The 22,832-nt window shown below is 71.4% G+C and carries 17 protein-coding genes; 3 read left to right on the forward strand and 14 right to left on the reverse strand.

Annotation, left to right across the window (positions count from 1 at the left end):
• The first annotated feature begins 54 nt into the window (after nt 1-54).
• On the forward strand, nt 55-933 hold the full coding sequence (locus DV20_RS40265) for a LysR family transcriptional regulator (protein ID WP_043788897.1): 879 nt from the start codon (nt 55-57) through the stop codon (nt 931-933).
• On the opposite strand, the gene DV20_RS40270 is transcribed toward DV20_RS40265, so the two are convergent.
• Nucleotides 930-1,517, reverse strand: a complete 588-nt coding sequence (locus DV20_RS40270) for a nucleotidyltransferase domain-containing protein (protein ID WP_043788898.1) — start codon at nt 1,515-1,517, stop codon at nt 930-932. The two genes, DV20_RS40265 and DV20_RS40270, sit on opposite strands and share 4 nt — an antisense overlap.
• Complete coding sequence (locus DV20_RS40275; RefSeq protein WP_043788899.1) at nt 1,514-2,959, reverse strand: peptide ABC transporter substrate-binding protein; 1,446 nt, start codon at nt 2,957-2,959, stop codon at nt 1,514-1,516. The genes DV20_RS40270 and DV20_RS40275 overlap by 4 nt, the downstream gene beginning before the upstream one ends.
• A 105-nt stretch (nt 2,960-3,064) precedes the next feature.
• On the opposite strand from DV20_RS40275, the gene DV20_RS40280 reads away from it, so the two are divergent.
• Nucleotides 3,065-4,399 carry an LVIVD repeat-containing protein gene (locus tag DV20_RS40280; RefSeq protein WP_043788901.1) on the forward strand — a complete coding sequence of 445 codons (1,335 nt, stop codon included), beginning with the start codon at nt 3,065-3,067 and terminating at the stop codon, nt 4,397-4,399.
• A 56-nt stretch (nt 4,400-4,455) separates the two neighbouring features.
• On the opposite strand, the gene DV20_RS40285 is transcribed toward DV20_RS40280, so the two are convergent.
• The 9 genes from DV20_RS40285 to DV20_RS40330 all read right to left on the reverse strand — a co-directional run bounded on the left by DV20_RS40285 (nt 4,456) and on the right by DV20_RS40330 (nt 18,214).
• Nucleotides 4,456-6,033: a glycoside hydrolase family 13 protein gene (locus tag DV20_RS40285; protein ID WP_043788902.1), complete on the reverse strand. Its 1,578-nt coding sequence runs from the start codon at nt 6,031-6,033 to the stop codon at nt 4,456-4,458.
• Between the two features lie 33 nt (nt 6,034-6,066).
• The gene (locus DV20_RS40290; RefSeq protein ID WP_043788903.1) at nt 6,067-6,936 is read right to left on the reverse strand and encodes a carbohydrate ABC transporter permease; all 870 of its coding nucleotides are present in this window, start codon (nt 6,934-6,936) and stop codon (nt 6,067-6,069) included.
• Nucleotides 6,933-7,907 (reverse strand): carbohydrate ABC transporter permease, encoded by a 975-nt coding sequence (locus tag DV20_RS40295; protein WP_043788904.1) that lies wholly within the window; start codon nt 7,905-7,907, stop codon nt 6,933-6,935. Before DV20_RS40295 ends, DV20_RS40290 begins: the two co-directional genes overlap by 4 nt.
• On the reverse strand, nt 7,885-9,261 hold the full coding sequence (locus tag DV20_RS40300) for an ABC transporter substrate-binding protein (RefSeq protein WP_043788905.1): 1,377 nt from the start codon (nt 9,259-9,261) through the stop codon (nt 7,885-7,887). The genes DV20_RS40295 and DV20_RS40300 overlap by 23 nt, the downstream gene beginning before the upstream one ends.
• A gap of 167 nt (nt 9,262-9,428) precedes the next feature.
• A complete protein-coding gene (locus tag DV20_RS40305) occupies nt 9,429-10,436 on the reverse strand; it encodes a LacI family DNA-binding transcriptional regulator (protein WP_043788906.1) in 1,008 nt (335 codons plus the stop codon).
• Between the two features lie 1,119 nt (nt 10,437-11,555).
• Entirely contained in the window at nt 11,556-13,016 is a 1,461-nt protein-coding gene (locus DV20_RS40315) for a sensor histidine kinase (protein WP_043788907.1), read from the reverse strand.
• Nucleotides 13,013-13,687, reverse strand: a complete 675-nt coding sequence (locus DV20_RS40320) for a response regulator transcription factor (protein WP_043788908.1) — start codon at nt 13,685-13,687, stop codon at nt 13,013-13,015. Before DV20_RS40320 ends, DV20_RS40315 begins: the two co-directional genes overlap by 4 nt.
• 114 nt (nt 13,688-13,801) lie before the next feature.
• Nucleotides 13,802-15,988 carry a discoidin domain-containing protein gene (locus tag DV20_RS40325; protein WP_043788910.1) on the reverse strand — a complete coding sequence of 729 codons (2,187 nt, stop codon included), beginning with the start codon at nt 15,986-15,988 and terminating at the stop codon, nt 13,802-13,804.
• A gap of 6 nt (nt 15,989-15,994) precedes the next feature.
• Nucleotides 15,995-18,214, reverse strand: coding sequence for a discoidin domain-containing protein (locus DV20_RS40330; RefSeq protein ID WP_043788911.1), 2,220 nt, complete (start codon nt 18,212-18,214; stop codon nt 15,995-15,997).
• A 198-nt stretch (nt 18,215-18,412) separates the two neighbouring features.
• Between DV20_RS40330 and DV20_RS40335 the strand changes: the two genes are divergently transcribed.
• Entirely contained in the window at nt 18,413-19,195 is a 783-nt protein-coding gene (locus DV20_RS40335; RefSeq protein ID WP_043788913.1) for a class I SAM-dependent methyltransferase, read from the forward strand.
• A gap of 25 nt (nt 19,196-19,220) precedes the next feature.
• Here DV20_RS40335 and DV20_RS40340 read toward each other — a convergent pair whose 3' ends face one another.
• The 3 genes from DV20_RS40340 to DV20_RS40350 are packed head-to-tail and all read right to left on the reverse strand — an operon-like array spanning nt 19,221 to nt 22,649.
• The gene (locus DV20_RS40340; protein WP_043788914.1) at nt 19,221-20,957 is read right to left on the reverse strand and encodes a choline/carnitine O-acyltransferase; all 1,737 of its coding nucleotides are present in this window, start codon (nt 20,955-20,957) and stop codon (nt 19,221-19,223) included.
• Nucleotides 20,954-21,778 carry a class I SAM-dependent methyltransferase gene (locus DV20_RS40345; RefSeq protein ID WP_043788916.1) on the reverse strand — a complete coding sequence of 275 codons (825 nt, stop codon included), beginning with the start codon at nt 21,776-21,778 and terminating at the stop codon, nt 20,954-20,956. Before DV20_RS40345 ends, DV20_RS40340 begins: the two co-directional genes overlap by 4 nt.
• Nucleotides 21,779-21,794: 16 nt before the next feature.
• The gene (locus DV20_RS40350; protein ID WP_043788917.1) at nt 21,795-22,649 is read right to left on the reverse strand and encodes a HalD/BesD family halogenase; all 855 of its coding nucleotides are present in this window, start codon (nt 22,647-22,649) and stop codon (nt 21,795-21,797) included.
• Between the last annotated feature and the right edge of the window lie 183 nt (nt 22,650-22,832).

The following is a 22,832-nucleotide window of genomic DNA, read 5'->3' on the forward strand; positions in this document are numbered from 1 at the left end:
CGGGCGACCGATAAGTCCAAGGCTTGCTTGTCACCATGGCGATAAGCTGCGTTCATGGCAAGCCTGCGGCAGCTCGAGTACCTGGTCACGGTGGTCGACACCGGCTCGTTCACCCGCGCCGCCGAGCAGCTGCACGTGACGCAGCCGGCCCTGTCGCACCAGATGCGGGCGCTGGAGCGCAGTCTCGGCGGGCCGCTGCTGGAGCGGTTGCCCCGTGCGGTCCGGCTCACGCCGATGGGCCGGGCGATGCTGCCGCACGCCCGGGCGGCGCTGGCCGACGCCGAACGCGCGCGGTGCGCGGCCCGGCTCGCCTCCGGCACCACGGCGGGCGAGCTGCAGGTCGCCACGGTGTACTCGGTCAGCCTCGGCGTGCTGCCGCCCGCGCTGCGGGTGTGGCGGCGCGACCGGCCCGAAGTCGACGTCCGGCTGATCGAGTTCCGGCACGCCGACGAGCTGCGCGAAGCGATGGCCGCGGGCGAGGCCGACGTCGCGCTCGGCCCGCGGCCCGGCGACTGGCCGGGGCCGGTGCGGGAGCTGGGGGTGGAGGAGTTCGTCGTCGTGCTGCCCGCCGACGGCGCCCGCGAGGACGACAACACCGGCGTGGTCGACCTGGCGACGCTCGCCGGCTGCGCCTGGGTGCACTACGCCCCGGGCAACGGTCTGGCCGAGCTGGTCGACGCGGCCTGCGCGGCGGCGGGCTTCCGCCCCCGGGCGGCGGTCCGCACCGAGCAGACGGCGGCGGCGCCGATCCTCGCGGCGGCGGGCCTGGGGCCGGCACTGGTCCCGGCGAACGTCCTGCCGGCGCGCTTCGACGGCCGGGTCCTGCGGCCGGGCGTCCCGGTCCGCCGGACGCTGACGGCGTACACCCGCGCGGCGCCGGACCCGCTGACCACGGCGTTCATCGAGACGCTGGCGAAGCACGCCACGGTCTAGAGGCGGCCGAGCCAGGGGTGCGGGCCGTAGGTCGCCTCCAGCGCCTCCGCCAGCCACCTCCGCTGCGCCGCGTCGAGCACCGGCAGCGCCGCCTCGAAGTCCTCCTCGTCCTTGGGCCGGGTCGCGTGGGCCTTGGCGAACAGCTGCACCTCAGGCGCCAGATAGGGGACGCCCTCGGCCGAAATCCGGCCCAGTGACGCGATCTCCCGCCGCACGGCGGGGTTGCGGCGGGACACCCACGCACCGCCGTCGGCGTTGTCGAGCATCAGCTGGATCCGCCACGGCGCGGACGCCGACGGGCGGCACCACACGTCGTCGATGTGGTCGCCCAGTACCTCCCCGCGCGCCCACGGCCGCAGCGTGCCCGGCGGGTCCGCCGCCCACCACTCCCACGACGGCAGCGCCTCCTGGATCGCCCGCTGGTCGCGCCGCAGCAGCAGGACGTCGACGTCGGCGTGCTCGCGGAACGCCCGGCCCACCGCCAGCTCGATCGCGTACCCGCCGGCGATCCACCACGGCACGCGCACGCGCGAGAACAGCCCGGCCACCTCGGACAGGGAGGCCGGTTCCCACTCCCAGTTCACGAGACGCCGATCCCCGCGAGGACCGGGCCGGTGAACGGCGTGGCCGTCACGTCGTGGACCCGTGGCGCCCAGACCGCGTGGCCGTGGCCCGCCCACAGCGGGGCCACCGGCAGGTCGCGCAGCAGCTGGTTCTCCGCCAGCCGGTACAGCTCGCCCGCCTCCTCGGGCGTCGCCGCCGCGTCGGCCAGCGCGAGGTTCTGGTGGAACACCGCGTCGGTGTACCCGGACGCCGTGGCCAGCTCGGACAGCAGCTCGTACGGGCTGGCCGTGGCCAGTTTGACGTCCAGGGTGGACGGTCCGTCGAGCTGGTCCGAGCGCGGCGCCGCCTGTGCCGTCACCGAAACGTCCAGCGCCTTGTGCAGCCCGACCGTCAGGGTGCGCGTCCACGCTTCGGCACCCGGTCCGAAGTAGACGGTCGCGCCGCCCGGGAAGCCCGCCTGCGTCAGCAGGGCCTTGCCGGCTGCCGCGTCGAAGCTGCACGGGCGGCAGGTGCCCGAGCGCTCGCCCGGCGCGTCCGCGGGCGGCAGCATCGCCTTGGCCGGGTCGACCTGGTGGGCGAGCGGCCCGGCCTCCAGCGCCGCGCGGTCGACACCGAGGGCGAAGCCGTGGCGGACCGTCGCGTCGGCGAACCGGGGGTTCGTCACCGGGAACGCCAGGTAGCCCGCCTCGGGCAGCGCCCAGGACGCGTGGCGGTCGCCGAACTCGCCGTGCATCGCTTCGTGCTGCGAGCCGGGGACCTCGGTGGCGAGGTCGAGCGTGCCCGCCTTGACCGCGTCGTACTGGGCGGCCGGCTCGCCGACCCGCAGTTCGATCTCCTCGGCCTTCCCGGCGCCGACGCGCTTGAGCGTGCCGCCCGAGCCCGGCTTCCAGCCGCCGTCGAGCCGGTACGGCCCGTTGCCGACCGGCGCCTTCGCGAAGCCGTCCCAGCCGCGGGAGGCGAGCACCGACGCCGGCAGCGGGACCAGGCCCGGTGCCGAAAGCAGCGCGGGCACCTGGCCGGAGGGCCGGTCGAGGGTCAGCGCGATCGTGTCCGGCGCCGCCGCCCTGATCTCGCGGGCCCGCAGGAGCTTCGTCAGCACCGGGGACGACACCCAGTGCGCCGCGGCGACCGCCCGCCAGGTGTCCACATAGGACTGCGCGGTGACCGGGGTGCCGTCGTGGAAGGCCGCCGGCCGCAGCTTGACCGTCCAGTGCACCCGGTCGGCGCTCTCGATCGACGCGGCCGCGCGCGGGGTGAGCTTCCCGGACGCCGCGTCGTAGTCGGCGAGCGGGGTCCACAGCGCACCGGTCACCAGCCGGCCCGCCTGGTCGGCGAGGTCGGCGGGCAGCAGCGTCGCGGGCTCGCGGATGCCGACCGACAGGACTCCGGGCCGGGCGGGGCCGGAACCGGAGCAGCCCGTGACGGCGAGGGCGAGGGCGGCGAGCAGGACGAGCAGACGCATGCGCCAGTCCTACCAGTCGACGAGCAACGAAAGACGGTTGTGTCCGGTTGATCTCCGTCGTACCGTTCGATGGGTCACGCTCGCCGGCGTTCTGGGAGGTTCCGCGTGCGCACCTGGTTGCGGTCGTGCTTCGCCGCCGTCACCGTCAGCGCCACGCTGGTCGCGACCGGGCTCCCGGCCGCGGCCTGCGGCGAAGACGACAAGCCCGCGGCCCCGGCCGCCCGCACGGCGGGTGACCCGGGCGCGATCAAGAACGTCAAGGCCGTCGGCAACGTGCCCGACGCCGCCGGCGCCATCTCGATCAACTTCCTCGACTACGGCCGCCGCGACGTCATGGTCGTGTCCGGCGAGTTCGGGCTCAAGGTCTACGACCTGACGAAGAACCCGGCCGCGCCGAAGCTGGTCGGGCAGGTCAGCCTGCCGGGGCTGTGGGAGACCGAGGACACCGAGGTCGACCAGGACCGCAAGCTGGTGTTCCTCTCCCGCGACCCGCGCGCGTACGGCGGTACGACGGCGACCGGCGAGTCCGGGATCTACATCGTCGACGTCTCGAAGCCCGAGGCGCCGTCGATCCTCAGCTACGTGAAGGTGCCGGCCGGCCACACGACCAGCTGCGTCGACGGCTGCCGCCACCTGTGGACCGGCGGCCCGTCGAAGGCCGCCGACCAGCCCGCCGAGTGGGGCGGGCGGCCGATCTGGGTCACCGACATCCGCGACCCGCGGCACCCGAAGGTCAACCCGCAGCCGATCGAGCTGGCGCGCAACGACGGCAAGACCGACTACGTGCACGACGTGCAGGTGGACGCCGACGGTGTGGCCTGGGTGTCCGGCCGCGGCGGGGTGCGCGGCTACTGGACGAACGGCGTCCACCGCGACCCGCTCACGAACAAGCTCCGCCGGGCGACCGCGCACGAGCCGATCCCGTACGCCGGCGGTGGCATCGCCGAGACGGCCGCGCCCTCGCGGTTCATGCACAACAGCTTCCACCCGGCCGGCCACCGCGTCGGCGACGGCGCGTGGCGCGGTCAGGACCTGATCTACGCGACGGAGGAGAACTTCGTCGACGGCTGCGCGGGCGACGGCGTCCTGACGATCTCGTCGCTGGCCGGTTCGTACCACGGCGAGGGCTGGCGCTCGACGCCGGAGAAGCCGTTCCGGCTGGCGAGCGTCGGTACGTGGAGCGTCAACGGCCAGGAGGGCAGTGACCCCGCCTCGGACGACTGCTCCGCGCACTACTTCGACGTCCGCGGCAGGATCCTGGTGCAGTCGTTCTACGCGCAGGGCACCCGGTTCGTCGACGTCAGCGACCCGACGAACCCGCGCCAGATCGCCTACTACCGCCCGACCGACGCGAGCGCGTGGGCGCCGTACTGGCACGGCAAGTACGTCTACGTCGCGGACAACACCCGCGGCGTCGACGTCCTGCAGCTCACCAAGTAGGGCTCGAGACACCGGAGGCCGCCACCGATCCGCTCGGTGGCGGCCTCCGGTGTGTCCTAGCCGCGCAGCCAGACCGCCGTGTCGGTCGGCAGCTCGCCGTCCACCGGGCCGCTGGCCAGCAACAGCTCGCCGCCGGGAAGCGGGACCGGTGAGTCCGAGAAGTTCAGCGCGAACGTGAACTCCGTGCCCAGCCGGAACGCCAGCACGCCCTCGCCGAGCGACAGCCACTCGAGCGAGCCCGTGGGCAGGTCCCGCCGCAGCCGCAGGCCGTCGCGGTACAGCGACAGCATCGACGCCGGGTCGGCCGCCTCCGCCTCCGCCGTGTAGTCCTGCCAGGAGTCCGGCTGCGGCAGCCAGGTGCCCCCGCTGCCGAAGCCGAAGGGCGGCTCGGACCCCGACCACGGGATCGGCACCCGGCAGCCGTCCCGGCCCGGGTCGGCGCCGCCGGTGCGGGCGAAGACCGGGTCCTGGCGCAGCTCGTCCGGGATGTCGAGGACCTCCCACAACCCCAGCTCTTCCCCCTGGTAGACGTACAGCCCGCCGGGCAGGGCCAGGGTCAGCAGCGCCGCCGCGCGCGCCCGGCGGGTGCCGAGCGCGCGGTCGACCGGCAGCTCGTGCAGCCGGTTCGCGAAGCTGAACCCCGTGTCCCCCTGCCGTCCGTAGCGGGTGACGTGCCGGGTGACGTCGTGGTTAGACAGCACCCACGCCGCCGGGGCGCCGACCTCGTCGTGGGCCTTCAGCGTCCGGTCGATCACGTCGCGGAAGCGCTGGCTGTCCCACGGGCAGACCAGGAAGTCGAAGTTGAACGCCGAGTGCAGCTCGTCGCGGCGCAGGTAGCGCGCGGCGCGCGCCATGTCCGGCAGCCACATCTCGCCGACCAGCACGCGCTCGCCGCCGTAGCTGTCGGCGATCTTGCGCCACGACCGGTAGATCTCGTGCAGCCCTTCCTGGTCGGAGAACGGCGTCTCGTCGCCGTCCTCGACGTCGGGCAGGTGCGGGTCCTTGACCAGGCCGTCGGCGACGTCGATGCGGAAGCCGTCCACGCCGCGGTCGAACCAGAAGCGCAGCACGTCCTCGAACTCCGTGCGGATCTCCGGGTTGTCCCAGTTGAAGTCGGGCTGGCGCGAGCTGTAGAGGTGCAGGTACCACTCGCCGTCCGGCACCCGCGTCCACGCGGATCCGCCGAAGCGCGACTTCCAGTTGTTCGGCGGCTCGCCGCCGTCCGGGCCGCGGCCGGGCCGGAACCAGAACCGCTGCCGCTCCGGCGAGCCCGGGCCGGCTTCGAGCGCGGCCTGGAACCAGCGGTGCTCGTCGGAGCAGTGGTTGGGCACGATGTCGATGATCACCCGGATGCCGCGGGCGTGGGCCTCGGCGATCAGCGCCTCCGCCTCGGCGAGGGTGCCGAACAGCGGCTCGATCTCGCGGAAGTCGGCGACGTCGTAGCCGCCGTCGTCCATCGGCGACGGGTACCACGGTGTGAACCAGATCGCGTCGATCCCCAGGTCGGCCAGGTGGTCCAGCCGGGCGCGGACGCCGGCGAGGTCGCCGACACCGTCGCCGTTGCCGTCCGCGAAGCTGCGGATGTACACCTGGTAGATCGCCGCGCTCCGCCACCAGCCGGTCTTTTCGGTCACGAAAGTGCCCCTCCTGAGTCGTGTGGGAAAGCCTCAGCCCTTGAGGCTGCCGGCGGTCAGCCCGGCGAGGATCTGCCGCTGGAAGGCCAGGAACAGCGCCACCATCGGCAGGCTGGCCAGCACCATCCCGGCGACGAGCACGTTGAGCGGCATGTCGATCGCCACCCGTTGCAGCATCACCGAGAGCGTCTGCTTTTCGGTGTCCGGGAACACCAGCAGCGGCCAGATGAAGTCCTTCCACGCGGTGACCACCGCGAGGATCGACACCACGGCCAGGATCGGCCGCGAGATCGGCAGGATGATCCGCCAGAGCGTGCGCACCGGCCCGGCGCCGTCGAGGCGCGCCGCTTCGATCAGCTCGTCCGGGATCTGGTCGAAGAAGCGTTTCAGCAGGTAGATGTTGAACGCGTTCGCCGCCGCGGGCAGCCAGACCGCGGCCGGCGAGTTGATCAGGTTGAGGTGCAGCAGCGGCAGGTCCGTCACCGTCACGTACGTCGGGACGAGCAACGCCGTGGCCGGCAGCATCAGCGTGGCCAGCATCAGCCCGAGCACGACGTTGCCGAACTTCGGCCGCAGCTTCGACAGCGCGAACGCGGCCGGGACGTCGATGGCCAGCTGCACCAGCCACGCGCCACCGGCGACGATCAGCGTGTTGAGGAAGTACTTGCCCAGGCTGAGCTGGTCCCAGGCGTCGGCGAAGGTTTCCGGGTGCCACTCGCGCGGGACGAGCGTCGCCGGGGTCTGCGCCAGTTCCTGCGGCGACTTCATCGCGCCGGTGACGACCCAGTAGAGCGGGAACAGGAAGGCCAGCACGAAAACCGCCAGCGTGCCGGCGAAGACGACACCGTAGACGGCCTTGCCTCGCGGGCTGCGCAGCGCGCCGGGGGAGACGAGGGTCCTCATGACTGGTCCGCCTTCCGCGTCAGCCGGACGTACCACGCCGAGAACACGCCGAGCGCCACGAACAGCAGCAGGCTCATCGCGCTCGCCGAGCCGAAGTCGTTGTAGACGAAGGCGTAGCGGTACAGCAGCAGGAGCACGGTGACCGTGGAGTCGTCCGGGCCGCCGCCGGTCATCACGTACGGCTCGGTGAACACCTGCATGGTCGCGACGACCTGCAGCAGCAGGAGCACCAGCAGGACGAACCGCGTCTGCGGGAACGTCACGTGCCGCAGGCGTTTCCACAGCCCGGCGCCGTCGAGCTCCGCGGCCTCGTACAGTTCGCCGGGGATGGTGCCGAGCGCGGCCAGGTAGATCAGCGTGGTGCTGCCCATGTTGGCCCACGTCGAGACGAAGACCAGCGACAGCATCGCCGTGCCGCTCGAATCCAGCCACTGGCCGCCGGGCAGGCCGACGGCGCCGAGCGCGGAGTTGAACAGGCCGGGACCCGGGTCGTAGAACCACTTCCACATCAGGGCCGTCACGACCGGCGGCAGCATCACCGGGAGGTAGACGGCGAGCCGGAAGAACGCCTTCGCGTGGCGGAGTTCGTTGAGCAGCACCGCGGTGAAGAACGGCACGGCGAAGCCGAAGACCAGCGCGAGCCCGGTGAACAGCAGCGTGTTGCGCCAGGCGACGCCGAACAGCGGGTCCGCGAAGAGCCGGCTGAAGTTGTCGAACCCGACCCACGTCGGCGCGTTGACGAAGTCGACCTGCTGGAAGCTCAGCAGCACCCCGCGCACGATCGGGTACCAGGAGAACAGGGCGAACACCACGAGCGCGGCGCAGAGCAGGCCGTACGCGGTGACGTTCTCCTTGAGCTCGCGCCTGAGCCGGGTGCGGCGCCGCTCTTCTCGCGAGGCAGCCGGGCGCCCGGCCCGCGACGGTTTCGCCGCGGGCCAGGCGAGCAGGCTACTTGACCTGGGCGAGGACACTGTCGACCTTCGACGCGGCGGACTTCAGCTGCTGGTCGATGTTCGCGTTCTGGTCGGTGAGGACCGCCTGCATCACGCTGTCGAGCGCGGCGTAGATCTGCTGCGCGTTCGGCGGCTCGATGCTGCCCTTGATCTTGCTGGTGGTGTCCACGTAGGACTGGAAGTTCTTCGCCGGAACGTTGGCGTACTTGGCCTTCAGGGTCAGCTGCTGCTCACGGACGGCGCCGGTCCAGACGTCCGGGGTCGGCTCGGCGGGCAGGCCGACCGGCTGCTTGCCCTCGACGTACTGCTGGATGTGCTTTTCGAAGCGGTCCGGGTTGAGGTACTTCCACTGGATCCACTCGAGGCCGGCTTTGACCTTCTCCGGCGACGCCTTCGGGTTGATCATGTAGCCCTCGCCGCCGAGCAGGGTGCCCTGGCCGCCGGGCATGCCGGCGATGCCGTAGTCCTCGTACTTGCCGTTGAACTGCTTGACGAGCACCGGGACGTTGTCCGGGGCGGCCATGTACATGCCGAGCTGGCCGGCGCCCATCATGCGTTGCACGTCCTGGGCTTCGAGGAGCTGCTTGGCGCCCATGGAGTTGTCGGTCCAGCGCATGTCGTGCAGGTACTGGAGGGCCTTCCGGCCCTTCTCGTTGTCGAAGTCGGCGACCCACTTGTCGCCGTCCTTGCGGGCGATGTCGCCGCCCATCGAGTAGAGCCAGCCGGTGAGGTGCCAGCCGCCCTGGTTGTTCTTGCTGTAGTCGGCGTACCCGACGACGCCGTTGCCGAGCGCGGAGATCTTCTTCGCGGCTTCGCGGACCTCGTCCCAGGTCTGCGGCGGCTTGTCCGGATCCAGCCCGGCCTTCTGGAACAGCGGGCGGCTGTAGAGCAGGCCCATCGTGTAGTTCATCGTCGGCAGGCCGTAGAGCTTGCCGTTCGCGTCGCGGAAGTTGTCGAGGAGTTCCGGCTTGATGTCGTTGATGTGCGGAACGCTCTTCGCGGCTTCGGTGATGTCGGCGGCCTGGTGCCGGGCGATGATCTGCGCCGGGTCGGTGAAGTAGACGTAGTAGACGTCTTCGAGCTGCCCGCCGGCGAGCTTCGCGGAGAACGTCTTGGGGTCCATGAAACCTTCGTGCGGATCGATGTCGATGTTCGGGTGCGCCGCCTCGAACTCCTTGACGTCGGCGTCGAACACGCTGCGCTCGAACGGCTGGCTGGTCGGCGGCTGCCCGGTGACGGTGATCTTGACCTTGCCGCCGGCCTGGGCGCCGGAGTCGCCGTCCCCGCAGGCGGCCACCCCGAGGGCGAGACCACCGGCGGCGAGCAGGCACAACGTTCGGCGGGAGACGGTTCGGGACCAGGTACTGCTCATCTCAAGCCTCTTCTCGGGTCGCGACGACTGTCACGTGATTGCGGTCACTCTAAAGTGGGAGACGCGATGGCCGCAATAACCAGACGAGATTTTGCAACTTACGGACAGAGGCGGGACACGAAAAAGCGCGACGGCCGGTGAGCCGTCGCGCCTCTCGGGTCGCGGGGTCAGGCGGTGCGGCGGGCGGTGGACCCCCGGACCACCAGTTCCGGTGCGAACAGCAGCTCTTCGGCCGCCACCTCGCCGCCGTTGATGCGCTTGACCAGCAGTTCCACCACCGCCCGGCCCATGGCCTCGATCGGCTGGCGGGTGGTCGTCAACGGCGGGTCGGTGCAGTTCATCAGGGCCGAGTCGTCGTAGCCGACGACCGAGACGTCCTCCGGGACCGACAGGCCCTGCCGCCGGGCCGCGCGGACCGCGCCGAGGGCCAGCAGGTCGCTCGCGCACAGCACCGCCGTCGCGCCGCGGGGGTACAGGCGGGCCGCCGCCGCGTGGCCGCCCTCGATCGAGAACATGCCGTGCTCGACCAGCTCGTCCAGCACCGGCAGCCCGAGCTTCGCCGCGTAAGAGCGGAACGCCTCGAGCTTCCGCCGCGAGGGAATGTGGTCGGACGGGCCGAGGACCAGGCCGATCTTCTCGTGCCCGAGCGAGTGCAGGTGCCCGACGACCTGCTCGACGGCCACCGCGTCGTCGCACGAGACCTGGGGCAGGCCGAGGTGGTCGACCGCCGCGTTGATCAGCACGGTCGGCAGCCGGCGCTCGACGAGGTGGTGGTAGTGCGTGTGGATCGCGTCCGCCTGCGCGAACAGCCCGCCGGCGAACACCACGCCCGACACCTGCTGCTGCAGGAGCAGCTCGACGTACTCGGCCTCCGACACCCCGCCCGCGGTCCGCGTGCAGAGCACCGGGGTGAACCCCTGCTGGGCGAGGGCGTTGCCCATGATCTCGGCCAGCGCCGGGAAGATCGGGTTCTGCAGCTCCGGCAGCACCAGCCCGACCAGCCGGGCGCGCTCGCCGCGCAGCTGGGTGGGCCGCTCGTACCCCATCACGTCCAGCGCGGTGAGCACGGCGGCCCGGGTGCTGGCGGACACCCCGGACCGGCCGTTGAGCACCCGGCTGACCGTGGCTTCGCTGACCCCGACCTGGCGGGCGACTTCGGCAAGGCGACGCGTCATGGCTGAAACTTTACAGCAACCGAGCGCAAAAGCAGGACGTGCGGAGCTGGCGCCGAACTGGTGAACGACGGTCACGGCACGCGCACATCCCGTTCCTAGCTTGGCCGTCGTGACCCACCGCGCCACCACCGCGTTCGCCGCCCTCGCCCTCCTGCTCGCCGCCTACCGCGGCTTCCGCATGCCGGGTGACTGGGCCGCGACGCTCGAAGCCGTTTCGGTGACCGACGGCTTCCACCGCCGGTTCCTCGTCGGCACCCTGCTCCACCCGCTCGCCCTCGCCACGGGCTACGCCTACTGGGTCTTCGCGGCCGCGGCCTTCGCCGTCCTCCTCGCGCTGCTGGCCGTGCTGGCCACCGCCTTTTTCCGGGCCCGGCACCCGGCCCACCGGCTCGTCGTCGCGGGCTGGCTGCTGCTGCCGTCCGGCGGATTCCTCTTCCACGAGGTCGGCTACTTCGACCAGGCCCTGTACCTGCTGCTGTTCGTCGCGTTGTGGCAGCTGCCGCGCCGGCCCGCGGTGGCGTCCGGGCTGATGACGGCCGCGGTGTTCGCGCACGAGATCGCGGCGCTCACCGTCCTGCCCGTCTTCGCGGTCGTGCTGCTGCGGCGGTTCTCGGTGCGGATCACGGCGAAGCTGCTGGTGACGCCGGTGGCCGCGGAACTCGGGGTGCTCGCGCTGCCGGCGTCGAGCCCCGGCGCGGCCGACCGGCTGCGGACGGCGATGGCCGGCGCAGACTTCACCCCGCGGGCCGACGCGCTGGCGTTGTTCGAACGCAGCCAGAGCGAAAGCTGGCGGCTGTATTCGATCACCGAAGTACTGCTGCTCATCGCCCCGATCCTCGTCGTCGTGGTGACGGGCTTCCTGCTGCAGCGGCGTGACGTGCTCGCCGCCGCGGCCGTCGCGGCCCCGGCGCTGCTCGCCTTCGCGGGCTGGGACTGGGCGCGCTGGGGTTTCCTGCTGGTCACCAACTTCGCCGTGGTGCTCCTGCTCGGCCCGGCGCGGGACCTCCGCCCGCTGCCGCTGGCCGTCGCCGCCGTGCTGCTCGCCTCCCTGCCGCTGCCGTACTTCGACGCCCAGCACCCGCGCGAGCTGAACTGGCGGGTCGTCAGCACCTTCGCCGATCAGGCGTTCTCGACGCCCCGGGGCAAGCGCACGGTGAACACGGCACCGCCGTCGTTGTGCACCGCGAGCGATCCGCCGTGCGCCACCACGTTCTCCCGCGCGATCGCCAGGCCGAGCCCGCTGCCTTCGGTCGCCTGACGCGCGTGGTCGCCGCGGGTGAACCGGTCGAACAGGATCGGCAGCAGGTCTTCCGGCACCCCGGGACCGGCATCGGCGACGCGCACGACGACGTCGTCGCCGGTGCCGTCGAGGGTGACCGTGACCGGCGCGGCGCCGTGCCGGACGGCGTTGCTCAGCAGGTTCGCCACCACGGTGTGCACCCGCCGCGGGTCGGCGACGACCGTGACGTCCCCGCTCGCCGTCACGGCGGCCTCGACGCCGGTGACGTCGGCGGCGTCCGCGACCAGGTCGGCGAGGTCGACGGGCGCCACCCGCAGGTCGGCCTTCCCGGCGTCGAAGCGGGCGATCTCGAGGAGGTCTTCGACGAGCTTCGCCAGCCGCCGCGCCTGGGTGCCGAGGATCTCGGCGGCGCGGGTGCGGGTGGCGGGCTCGGCGTGGTCGAGGCTGTCGACGGTGGCGATCATCGAGGCCAGCGGCGTCCGCAGGTCGTGGGCGACGTCGGCGACGAACCGCCGCTGCTGGCGGTCTTTCGCGTGCAGCTCGTCGATGGACTCGCCGAGGCGGGCGGCCATGGTGTTGAAGGAGGCGGCCAGTGCGGCGATCTCGTCCCGGCCCTTGACCGGGACGCGCGTGCCGAGCGCGCCCGCGCCGAGTTCGTCGGCGGCCGCGGACAATTCATGGATGGGACGGCGGATCCGGCGGCCGACCAGGAAAGCGACACCGAGCCCGAACACGCTGACCCCGAGCGCGATGAGCGCCAGGTTCCGGCGCAGCGCGCCGAGGTCGGTTTCGAGCACGCCGAGGTCGAAGAACTCGACCAGGAAGTAGTCGGTGCCGGGAAAGTCGCGGCTCACGACCAGCACCGGGCGGCCGGTCTCCGGGTTCGTGGTGTTCGCGGTGTTCAGGGAGACCCCGCCGAACGGGCGCGAAAGCACCTTCGCTTCGACCGGCCGCAGCAGTTCCTCCGGGGTTTCGGTGGCGACCATCGGTGGCGGTCCCAGGTAATCGATCCGGTACCCGTCGAGTTCCAGCGGTGCGCGGGCGACCGTGGTGAACGGCTTGCCGGGCGGGGTGCGCACGATCAGCCAGCCGACGGGCAGCGACCTCTGCTCCCACCGGAGCGCGTCGGCCGACACTTCGGGCCGGGTCCGGTCGATGTCCTTCTGGAGGTCGATCGCATTGTCGTCCACCCGGGACGTGGCGGCGATGGTGAACGCCTGCACCACGTCCTCGGACTGCACCCGGTACGCGAAGTACGCCATGACCGCCGTCGCCGTCGTGGTCACGCCGACGATCGCCGCCACGATCCGGGTCCGCAGGCTGACGGCCGGGAGCCTCACCTGGTCACCAGGCGGTAGCCGAGACCGCGGACCGTCCGCAGCAGCACCGGGTTCGCCGGGTCGTCCTCGACCTTCGCCCGCAGCCGGGCGACCGCCGCGTCGACGATCCGCGAGTCGCCGACGTAGCCGTAGTCCCAGACCCGCTTCAACAGCACCTGACGGCTCAGCACCTGGTTCGGGTGCTCGGCGAACTCGACGAGCAGCCGGATTTCCGTGGCCGTCAGCGCGAGCTCCTCGCCGTCGCGGGTGACGCTCATCGCGGCGGCGTCGATCTCCAGCTCGCCGACGCGCAGCAGGCCGGCTTCCGGCACGGCCGGCTGGGCGCGGCGGGCGATCGCCTTGATGCGCGCGTCGAGCACGCGCGGTTCCGCCGGTTTGACCACGTAGTCGTCGGCGCCGCACTCGAGCCCGGCCACGACGTCGATCGGGTCGCCGCGCGCGGTCAGCAGCACGATCGGCAGCCGGCTGCGGGCCCGGATCCGGCGGCAGACCTCGAAGCCGTCGATACCCGGCAGCATGACGTCGAGGAGGACGAACTCAGCGTCGCCCAGCGCCGTCAGCGCGTGCTCGCCGGTGGGGGCGTGGACGACGTCGTGGCCCAACGCGCGCAGCGCCAGCGAAAGCGCTTCGGCCAGTGCTTCGTCGTCCTCGACGAGCAGCAGACGCGGCACTGGTCCTCCCCGGGATGATCTCCCCGGCGAGGTTAACGCAGGCACGGCGACCCGGCGGGTTCCGTGCGGAACCGTCGAGCCGCCGTGCCGTTTCGTCACACCGCGCCCCCGGAACTAGGCCGCCGCCACCTCGAACTCGGACACCTGACCGGCGGGCCAGCCGGTGTTGCCGGTGAACGTCAGCCGCACGAACCGCTGGGACGTCGTCGCGAAGGACACCGACGCCGTGTTGCCGGAGGCGGGGTCGAACGTGTAGCCGCGCGAGCCCACCAGCGTCGTGTACGAGCCACCGTCGGTGCTGCCGGAGATCGTCACCGTCTGGGTGCGCGCACCCCAGGCCGAGGACGGCGGCAGCTTCAGCGTCACCTTGTTGATCGACGACGCCGTGCCAAGGTCCACCGTCAGGGTCTGCGGGAAGGCGTTGTTCGCGCTCTCCCAATAGCTGTTGGCGTCGCCGTCGTTCGCGTTCGACGGCGGGAACCCGCCCTGCGACCCGGACGCGCTGATCGCCTTGCCGCGGGCGATGTTCGAGCCGGGCTGCTGCGGCTGCTGCGGGCCGGAATTGGGCGCGGGCCAGGTCGAGCAGTCGCCCCAGGTGCCGGTCCAGCCGCTGTTGCCCGAGCCGGTGAAGGTCATCCGCGGGATCGACGTCGGGTACGGGCAGTTGTACGTCCCGGTCACGCCGACGCCGGACGCCGTCAGGTTGCTGATCGACACCGATCCCTGCGTTTGGGCCTGGGCCACGAACGTGCCGGCGCCCTGGACCGAGACGCCGTCGATGGTGATGCCCTGGATCGGCTTGCCCGCGCCGTTGCCGTCGATGAACTGGATGGCCTCGTACGGGCTCTGGATCGCGGTGAACCCGGTGACGCGGATGCTCACGCCGGTGATCGCCTGGTCGCGGGCGTCGAACCACAGCGCGCCGACGCCGAACTGCCAGTTCGGGTCGAGCGCCCCGGCCCGCAGCGCGGTGTTGTTCGCCAACGTCACCGTGCCGGACAGTGGCACCGAGTTGAACCGGTTCGCGACCAGGTAGCCGCCGCCGAGGGCGTTGGTGTCCTGGACGAGGTTGCCGCTCACCGTGTTGTTCGAGCCGCCGTACAGCGCGATGCCGTTGGCCAGGTTCGGCTGCACGACGGTGTTGTTCACCAGCGAATTGCCCGAGTCGGCCTGGCCGTTGGACCACAGCGCGAGGCCGTCGTCGCCGTTGTTGCGCAGGTAGTTGTTGCGCAACGTCGAATTCGTGACGGCGCCGTCGAAGTTCACGCCGTCGGCCTGTGTGTCCAGGATGCGGTTGTTCTCGATCGTCAGGTTCGACGACGCGCCGTTCATCAGCCACAGCCCGCACTTCGTGTCCTGGATCCACAGACCCGACACGACCGAACCGGTGCCCAGCACGCCGTGGAACGCGTTGTCGGGGCTGCCGTCGTTGCGTTCGGTCACGTCGCCGAACACGGCGAAGTCGTACAGCTTGATGTTCCCGGACGCGCTGCCGTTGTTGAAGATGTTGTTGCCGTGCAGCACGGTGTACCACGGGCCCGCGCCGCGGACGGTCGTCTGGTCGATCTGCAGCGCCGACCCGATCTCGAAGCGCCCGGACGGCACCCACAGTTCCCGGCCCTGTGACCGGGCCGCTGCGAGGCCGTTGCGGAACGCCTGCGAGTCGTCCGAAGAGTCGTTCGCCGTGGCGCCGTAGTCGGTCACCGAAAGCGCGGCCGCCGGTTTCGTGCCCGCGCCGCCGACCTGCTCGAAGTCCGCGAGGTCGATGGTCGCCTGGCCGACGTCACCGGAGTCGGCGGCCACCCGCACCTTCGCGCCGGCCGCCGCGTTCTGGCCGAACAGCAGCCGCGCGTCGTCGAAGAAGTGGTGCGTCTTGGCGCCCGGGATCCACCCGGTGTCCACATAGGAATACCGGGACGTCACCGAAAGCCCGCTGCCGAGCTTGGTCCCGTTGACGTACACCGAAAGCCGGCCCGAGGACCCGTCCGGCAGGTTGTAGTGGACGTTGATCGAGTTGGCCGCCGCGGGCAGCGTGAACTCGACGTACTGGCCGGTCGTGATCCGCACGGCCTGCCGCCCGGAGGCCTCCGAGGCGAGCGAAGCCTGGGTGTAGTCGGGGCCGACGGCCGAGCCGTTCGTCGCCGAGCACTCGGCCTCGACCGTCCGGAACGGCACACTCGCGCCGCCGGAAGCGGTCGTCGGGCAGGTCGCGGCCGCGGCGGGCGCGGCGCCGGACAGCACGGTCAGGCCGGACGCGGCGAGCGCTGCGGCGAGCAAAGCCGGAATGCGGTACATCGTCATCACCTCTCAGGAGGAATAGGCTTCGAGTTCGGACAGTTGCCCGGCGGGCCAGCCGGAGTTGCCGGTGAAGATCAGGCGCAGGGTGCGCGTCGAAGTTGCCGGGAGGCTCACGGTCGCGGTGTTCCCGGACGAGGGATCGAAGGCGTAGGTCGCGGAAGCTTTGACGCCGTCGACGGACAGGGTCTGCGTCCGGGCACCCCAGGACGGCGGCAGCTTCAGCACCAGCCGAGAGACGCTGACCGTGGTGCCGAAGTCGACGGTCAGCGACTGCGGGAACGCGTTGTTCGTGCTCTCCCAGTAGGAATTCGCGTCGCCGTCGACGGCGTTGGCCGGTGGGAAGCCGCCCTGCGAGCCGGACGCGCTGACTGTCTTGTGCAGTGCGAGGTTCCCCGTCGGCTGAGTCGGTGTAGTGGTCGTGCCGCCGTTGTCGGAGCCGTAGACCGGCGACGGCCACGAGCCGCAGTACGTCGTCGTCCAGCCGGAGTTGCCGCCCTGGTCGGCCAGGCCCGCCATCGCGTCCGGGCCCATGCAGTTGTAGACCCCGGCCCGCCCGACCCCGGTCGCGACGACGTTCTTCACCGACCCGGTCGGCTTGGCCTGGATCTGCCAGGCGAAGGTGCCGGCGCCGCTGATCCGGACGTTCGTGAAGTGCACGTCCGTGGTGGCGCTGTCGATGAACTGGATGGCCTCGTAGTTGTTGTCCTGCAGGTCGAGGTCGGTGACGTCGATCCGGCCGGTGATGGCCGAGTCGCGGCCGTCGAACCACAGGGCGCCGACGCCGAACTGCCAGTTCGAGTCGAGCACGCCGGTGCGGATGGCGGTGTTGCGCGCGACGGTCGTGGTGCCCGACAGCGGCACCGCGCTGAACCGGTTGGCGACGTGGAGGCCGCCGCCCTGGTCCAGGTTGTCGGCCACGACGTTGTCGGACACGGTGTTGTCGTGCCCGCCGTAGACCGCGATGTTGTTGGCGAGGATCGGCAGCAGCACGGTGTTGAACGAGAACGTGTTGTGGTGGTCGGCCTCGTGTTCGGACCACATGGCCAGGCCGTCGTCGCCGGTGTTGCGCAGGAAGTTGTTCGTCACCAAGGTGTTGCTGATGCCCTGGTGCAGGTTCAGCCCGTCGGCGGTCTGGTCGAGGATCCGGTTGCCGGACACGGTGAGCCCGTCGAACGGCCCGTCGAGCCACAGCCCGACCTTCGTGTGCTGCAGCCACAGGTTCTGCACGACCGACCCGCCGCCCAGCGCGCCGCCGACGGCGTTGGACTGGTCGCAGTCGACACGGGCGTCGACCTGGCCGATGATGGCGAAGTCGAAGAGCTTCACCGCGCTGCTCACCCCGGGCACCGCGGGGTTCCCGGGGTACGTCGGCGTTCCGCAGCTTTCCGGTTCGCCCTTGCCGAAGATCCCGGCGCGCGGGCCGGTCAGCACCGAGTACCAGGGCCCGGCGCCGCGGATCGTCACCCGGTCGACCGTGACGTGGTGGCCGAGGGTGAAGGTGCCGGCCGGGATCCAGACCTCCTTGCCCTGGCTGCGTCCGGCCGCGACGGCCGCGTCGAACGCCCCGGCGTCGTCGCTCGGGTCGTCGGCCGTGGCGCCGTAGTCGGTGACGGACACCGAGTTCGCCGGCCGCGTGGCGGCCGGGGCGACCTGCTCGAAGTCGGCGAGGTCGATCGTGACCGGGGTGACGTCGCCCGCGTCGGCCTGCAGCTTGATCTTCGTCCCGGCCGGGTACGACGTGCCGAGCAGCGCGCGGGTCTCGTCGTAGAAGTGGTGGGCCCTGCCGTCGGCGGGGTTGTTGGTGAACGGGTACGAGCCGTAGTACCAGGCGTACTTCGACGTCAGGGCGAGGTCGCGCTGGTGCGTGCCGCCGACGTACAGCGAGATCGTGCCGCCGGCGAAGTCCGGGACGCTGTACCGGAAGTCGATCGAGTTCGCCGGCGCGGTGAGGGTGAATTCGACGTACTGGCCCTGGCCGGAGAGCGTCACCGCCTTCCGCCCGGAGGCTTCGCCGGCGAGGGTGCCCGCGGCGCGGTTCGGGCCGATGACCGAGCCGTTCGTCGCCGCGTTCTCGGCTTCCTGTTCGAGGAAGGGGACGGTGGCGCCACGGCCGGCCGCGAGCGCGTCGGCCGGCACCGCGGCGATGGTGACGCCGGCCGCCGTGATGACGGCCAGCGCGAGAGCGCCGAATCTGATTTTGGGCGCGTTGAAGACAGAGCTGGGAGACATGGACGGCACTGGCCTTTCCGCAGCAGGTGGGGACCTCTGTGATCGGGATCATACGAATGCTGGACAAGAAATCGCAATACTCGAACGAACTTACGCAAGTTTGCGACAGAAATTGACGACTGGACCGCAGGCCCGGCACCGGCTTACGTCCGCCGGAGCAACGCCTGCGCCGGTGGCCCGCGCTGATAGTTTTCCGGCATGAGCCAGCGACGTGCGGACGGGAGCGCCGGGGACGCGGACTACGGTGCGATCGGCGGGGTCTACACCGACTACCGCAAGCCGGATCCCCGGATCGGCCGGTACATCCTCGACGCGCTGGGGGACGCGCGGACGGTGCTGAACGTCGGCGCGGGCGCCGGCGCGTACGAACCGGAAGACCGTGAAGTGACCGCCGTCGAGCCGTCGGCGTCGATGCGCGCGCAGCGTCCGGCGGGCCTGCCGCCGGCGGTCGACGCCGTCGCCGAGAAGCTGCCGTTCCCGGACCGGGCGTTCGAGGGCGCGATGAGCACGTTCAGCGTGCACCAGTGGAACGACCTGTGGGCCGGCCTCAAGGAGATGCGCCGGGTCACCCGCGGCCCGATCGCCATCCTGACCTGCGACCCGGATCTGCTGCGCCGCTTCTGGCTGCTCGACTACGCACCCGAGGTGATCGAGACGGAGGCGCGCCGCTACCCCTCGGTCGACGACATCGCCGACGGCCTCGGCGGCCACACGTCGATCGTCCCCGTGCCGATCCCGATCGACTGCACCGACGGCTTCAACGAGGCCTACTACGCCCGCCCGGAACGCCTGCTGGATCCGGGCGCGCGGTTGTCGTGCTCGGCGTGGAGTTTCGTCGACGACCGGGTGCACCACCGCTTCGCCGCGGAACTGCGGCACGACCTCGACGACGGGACGTGGGAACGCCGCTACGGCAAGCTGCGGGAGCAGCCGGCCTTCGAGGGTTCGCTGGTGCTCGTCGTGTCGGACCCCACGGCGTGACCCCCGCCGTGGGGCGACGCGGCGCCTACTCGGCCAGCAGCTCCTGCAGCTCACTCACGGCCTTCGTGAGCTCGTCGGCGAAGCGGTACATCTCCGCCGACACGTGCTTCGGCGTGCTCAGGTAGATGTTCCACCGGTCCGGCAGCAGCACGTACGCGATGCCGATGCACTGCGGGCTGGTCGAGCCGAAGCCGAAGTACTGGATGTTGACCGAAGGCGCCGAGCTCGTGCTCAGGTAGTCGTCACGCATCTTCAGCCAGCCCGGCGAGGTGTACAGGGCCGGGGTTTCCGGGTCACCACGGCGTTTTCCGATCAGCTGCAGCTCCCACAGGTGCTGCTCCGGCGCGTCCCCGGCCTGGCACTCCTTCGCCCGGGCGACGTGCTTCGCCGCGGCCGCGCGGAACGCTTCGCGCTTCTCCTCGGCGGAGGCGTCGGAGGTCATGACGTCGGCGAAGCGCACCACCTCGGGCGTGACGACCCGCATGGCTTCGGTCCGGCCGTTCTGGAACTGCCGCGTCGCGATCGATTCGTACGTCGCGCCGGTCAGGCCCTTCGCGCGGCGATGCGCGAGCTGGTACGACATCTGCGCGAAGGCGTCCGGGGACATCCCCAGCTGCTTCGCCCGGTTGGCCCCGAAGCCGAACGACACGGTCTGCGTCGCCGTCGCGTCCGCGTAGGCCTCGAAGGCTTCCCGGGCGGCCCGCGCGTCTTCGCGGAGGGCGTCGGTCAGCGTGAACTCGACGACTTCGTAGCCGGGGACCCCGTCCGCCGGCTCACGGTCCGAGCGGGCGCCGCTCAGCAGTGCGTCGGTGAAGCCGAGGATCGTCGTGCCGTCGAGTTCGCAGTGCTCGACGTTGATGCCCGCGGTGCCGTCTTCGAACACGACCAGCGACACGGCCTTGTCGTACCAGCGGTTGTCGCCGTACAGCAGGCGGTCACCCGCTTCCAGGGCGTCCGACGGCGTGAAGTCGTCCAGGCACAGGCAGAACAACGCGGTCTCGATGGTCTCCAGCGCGGCGGCGTTGCCCGCCTCGAGGAGCGCGGCCCGCGAAGCGGCCCACTCCGCGCGCGCCTTCGTGGTGAAGGAGCCGGCCGGGACCTCGGTGACGCGGTCGTCCTTGAGGATCGCGCGCAGCCCGTCGGCCAGCTGCGCCGGCGAGTACGGGCGGCCGTCTTCGGCGAGGACGTCCATCCGGAACGGCGTCCCCTTGGAGAACACGACGACGTGCCGCTCGGGCGACGGGAACCGCGTGCGCGCGGTGTCGAGCACCTCGCCCGGGATCCGCGTCGCCGAGAACAGGAACTTGTGCTGCACCATCGACTGCGGCGTGCCGCGCAGCAGCACCGGCGGCACGAGCTCGGCGTCGAGCTTCAGCTTGTAGTCCACGGCCGCCGCGGTCAGCTCGGCCGCGCGCTCCAGCTGGCCCAGCGGGGAATCCTGGAACAGGAAGAAGAAGTTGGCGTTCAACCCGATCCGGTCGCGGCGGCCGAGGTAGCGGTACGGCCAGAACGTGTCGAGCCAGCTGCGCACGCCGGCCGCGCGGTCGTACTCCTCGAGCCGGGCCTGCAGCTCCGGCCCGGGCCCCGCCAGGAACTCCGCGAGCGCCGCTTCGGTTTCGGCGAGCTCGGCCGGCGTCAGCAGCGGGGCACACCATTCGAGGAACCGGCGGCCGCTGTCCTCCAGGGTGGGGAGCGGGACGCGGGGGAGCCGGTCCTCGTTGCCGAAGGTGCGGGTGGACCATTCCGGACTGCTCACGGTCATCCTTCTTGCTCAGGGGTTTCGAGTGCGGCGGCGAGGTCCGCGGCCGAACCATCCGGGCGGGAAACATACAGCCGCGCGTAGAGCCACCCGTCGGACTCCAGGCCCGTCGGGTCGACGCCGGCCGCGCTCAGTGTGTCCAGGATCTGCGCCTGCTCCTCGGCCGAGGCGAACTGCCGCTGCCGGAAGACGCCGCCGACACCGGCCGTCTCGTACCCGAGCTCGGCGAGGCTCTCGGCGATCGGCTCGTAGGAGAACATCCGCAGCACGAAGTGCGCCATCCACGGCCGCGCGCCGCGCGCGACCCGGATGAGGGTCTTCTCGGTGACGTACCCGACGCAGCCGGTCGAGACGACGAGGTCGACGTCGTCCAGCAGCTTCTGCTGGGTGCTGTCCGGGTCGTCGCGTTCGAGGTCGGCGTGGAGCGCCTCGTCGAGGAACCCGGCGGAAAGGGCGTACTCCAGCGCCGGGGCGGAGCTGTCGAGGCCGTAGAAGCGCGGGTTGCCGGTGCGGACGCGCTTCCGGTCGGTCTCGACCAGCGCCGCGTGGTCCAGCGCGCGCACGGCCGGGTCGGTGTAGTGGGCGTAGAGGTCGTCCATCGTCGCTTCGCAGCGCTGCAGGGCCGCGTTGACGCCGTACGAGCAGCCGACGTCGAGCACGGTCGGCCGCTCGGCGGGGTGCTCGGCGATCAGCTTCGCGAAGTACGGCTTCGCCAGCTGCGGGATGCGGTAGCCGACGCGCTTGAGGGTGCCGAAGAACGGCCGCGGGTCGGGCGCGGTGTAGATGTGGTCGAACGAGATCTTGCCGGTCGAGTCGAAAGGCACGGGCCAGGCTCCTGGTTCAGTCGAGCAGCTCGTCGCCGCGGGCGGTGCGCTCCGCGAGGTGGGCGGGCAGGACGCGGCCGAACAGCTGCCGCGTCCGCTCGGCGCTCCCGATGACCCCCGGGCGCTCGCTGTAGGCGAAGATCGCGGAGTGCCGCGCGATCGCGCCCGCCACGGTACTCACGCGGTGCAGCGCGAAGCGTCCTTTGAACAGCTGGAGATCACCGGGCCGCAGGCCCAGGCGCCGGACCGGGCCGGTGTCGCCGGCCAGCACCGAGCGCACGGCGGCGAAGTTCTCGTCGGCGGCGGACCGGATGTCCGGGCAGTACTCGAAGATCCCGCCGTCGGCCGCGGCCTGCGTCAGCATGCTGACGGTGTGGGTGTTGGTGTCGAAGTGCCACGGGTGCGCGCGGCCGGGCGCGATCACGTTGAGCGTCAGCCCGGACAGCGGGTCGGCGAGCTCGTGCAGCTCCGGCAGCCCGAAGCAGTCGGCGACGAACCGCCGGAACAGCGGGCTGGTGTAGAGCCGGGCGATGATCGACGACGCCGGGATGCGGTCGCGGGCGACGAAGGCGTTGCCGCGTTCCATGATCGTCCGGCCCGGGTGGTCTTCGGGCAGCGGCTCGTCGACGGCGATGTTGTAGGCGTTGACCTGTTCGATCTTCGTGTACGCGTGCGGTTCGAGCGCCGCGCATTCGGCCCGCAGCACGTCGCGCAGTTCGGGGCGGATGAAGTCGGCGAGGACACTGCAGCCGGCGTCGGCCAGTTCCGCGCGGGTGCGGCCGACGACCTCCCGCCAGGCAGGGCTGTCCGGTTCGGTGAGCGGGTAGCGGTCGGTGTCGACCATTTCCAGTGGCGCTACGGAGGTGCTCATCGAACGTCCCTTCCGGCATTGGAAGGAACAGAGGTAGCACAGATCCCCGCTGGTCAACCGTCGGTTTGTGAGCGGTGACACAGCGTCGTCGGCGTCCTGCGCGGGTGGCGGGCGCCCGGAAGGCGCCCGCCACCGGCTCACGGAGTCAGCAGGGGCAGCAGCGGCTTGCGCACCGCCGTCGCG

This window comes from Amycolatopsis rifamycinica (assembly GCF_000695625.1).
Lineage (GTDB): Bacteria > Actinomycetota > Actinomycetes > Mycobacteriales > Pseudonocardiaceae > Amycolatopsis > Amycolatopsis rifamycinica.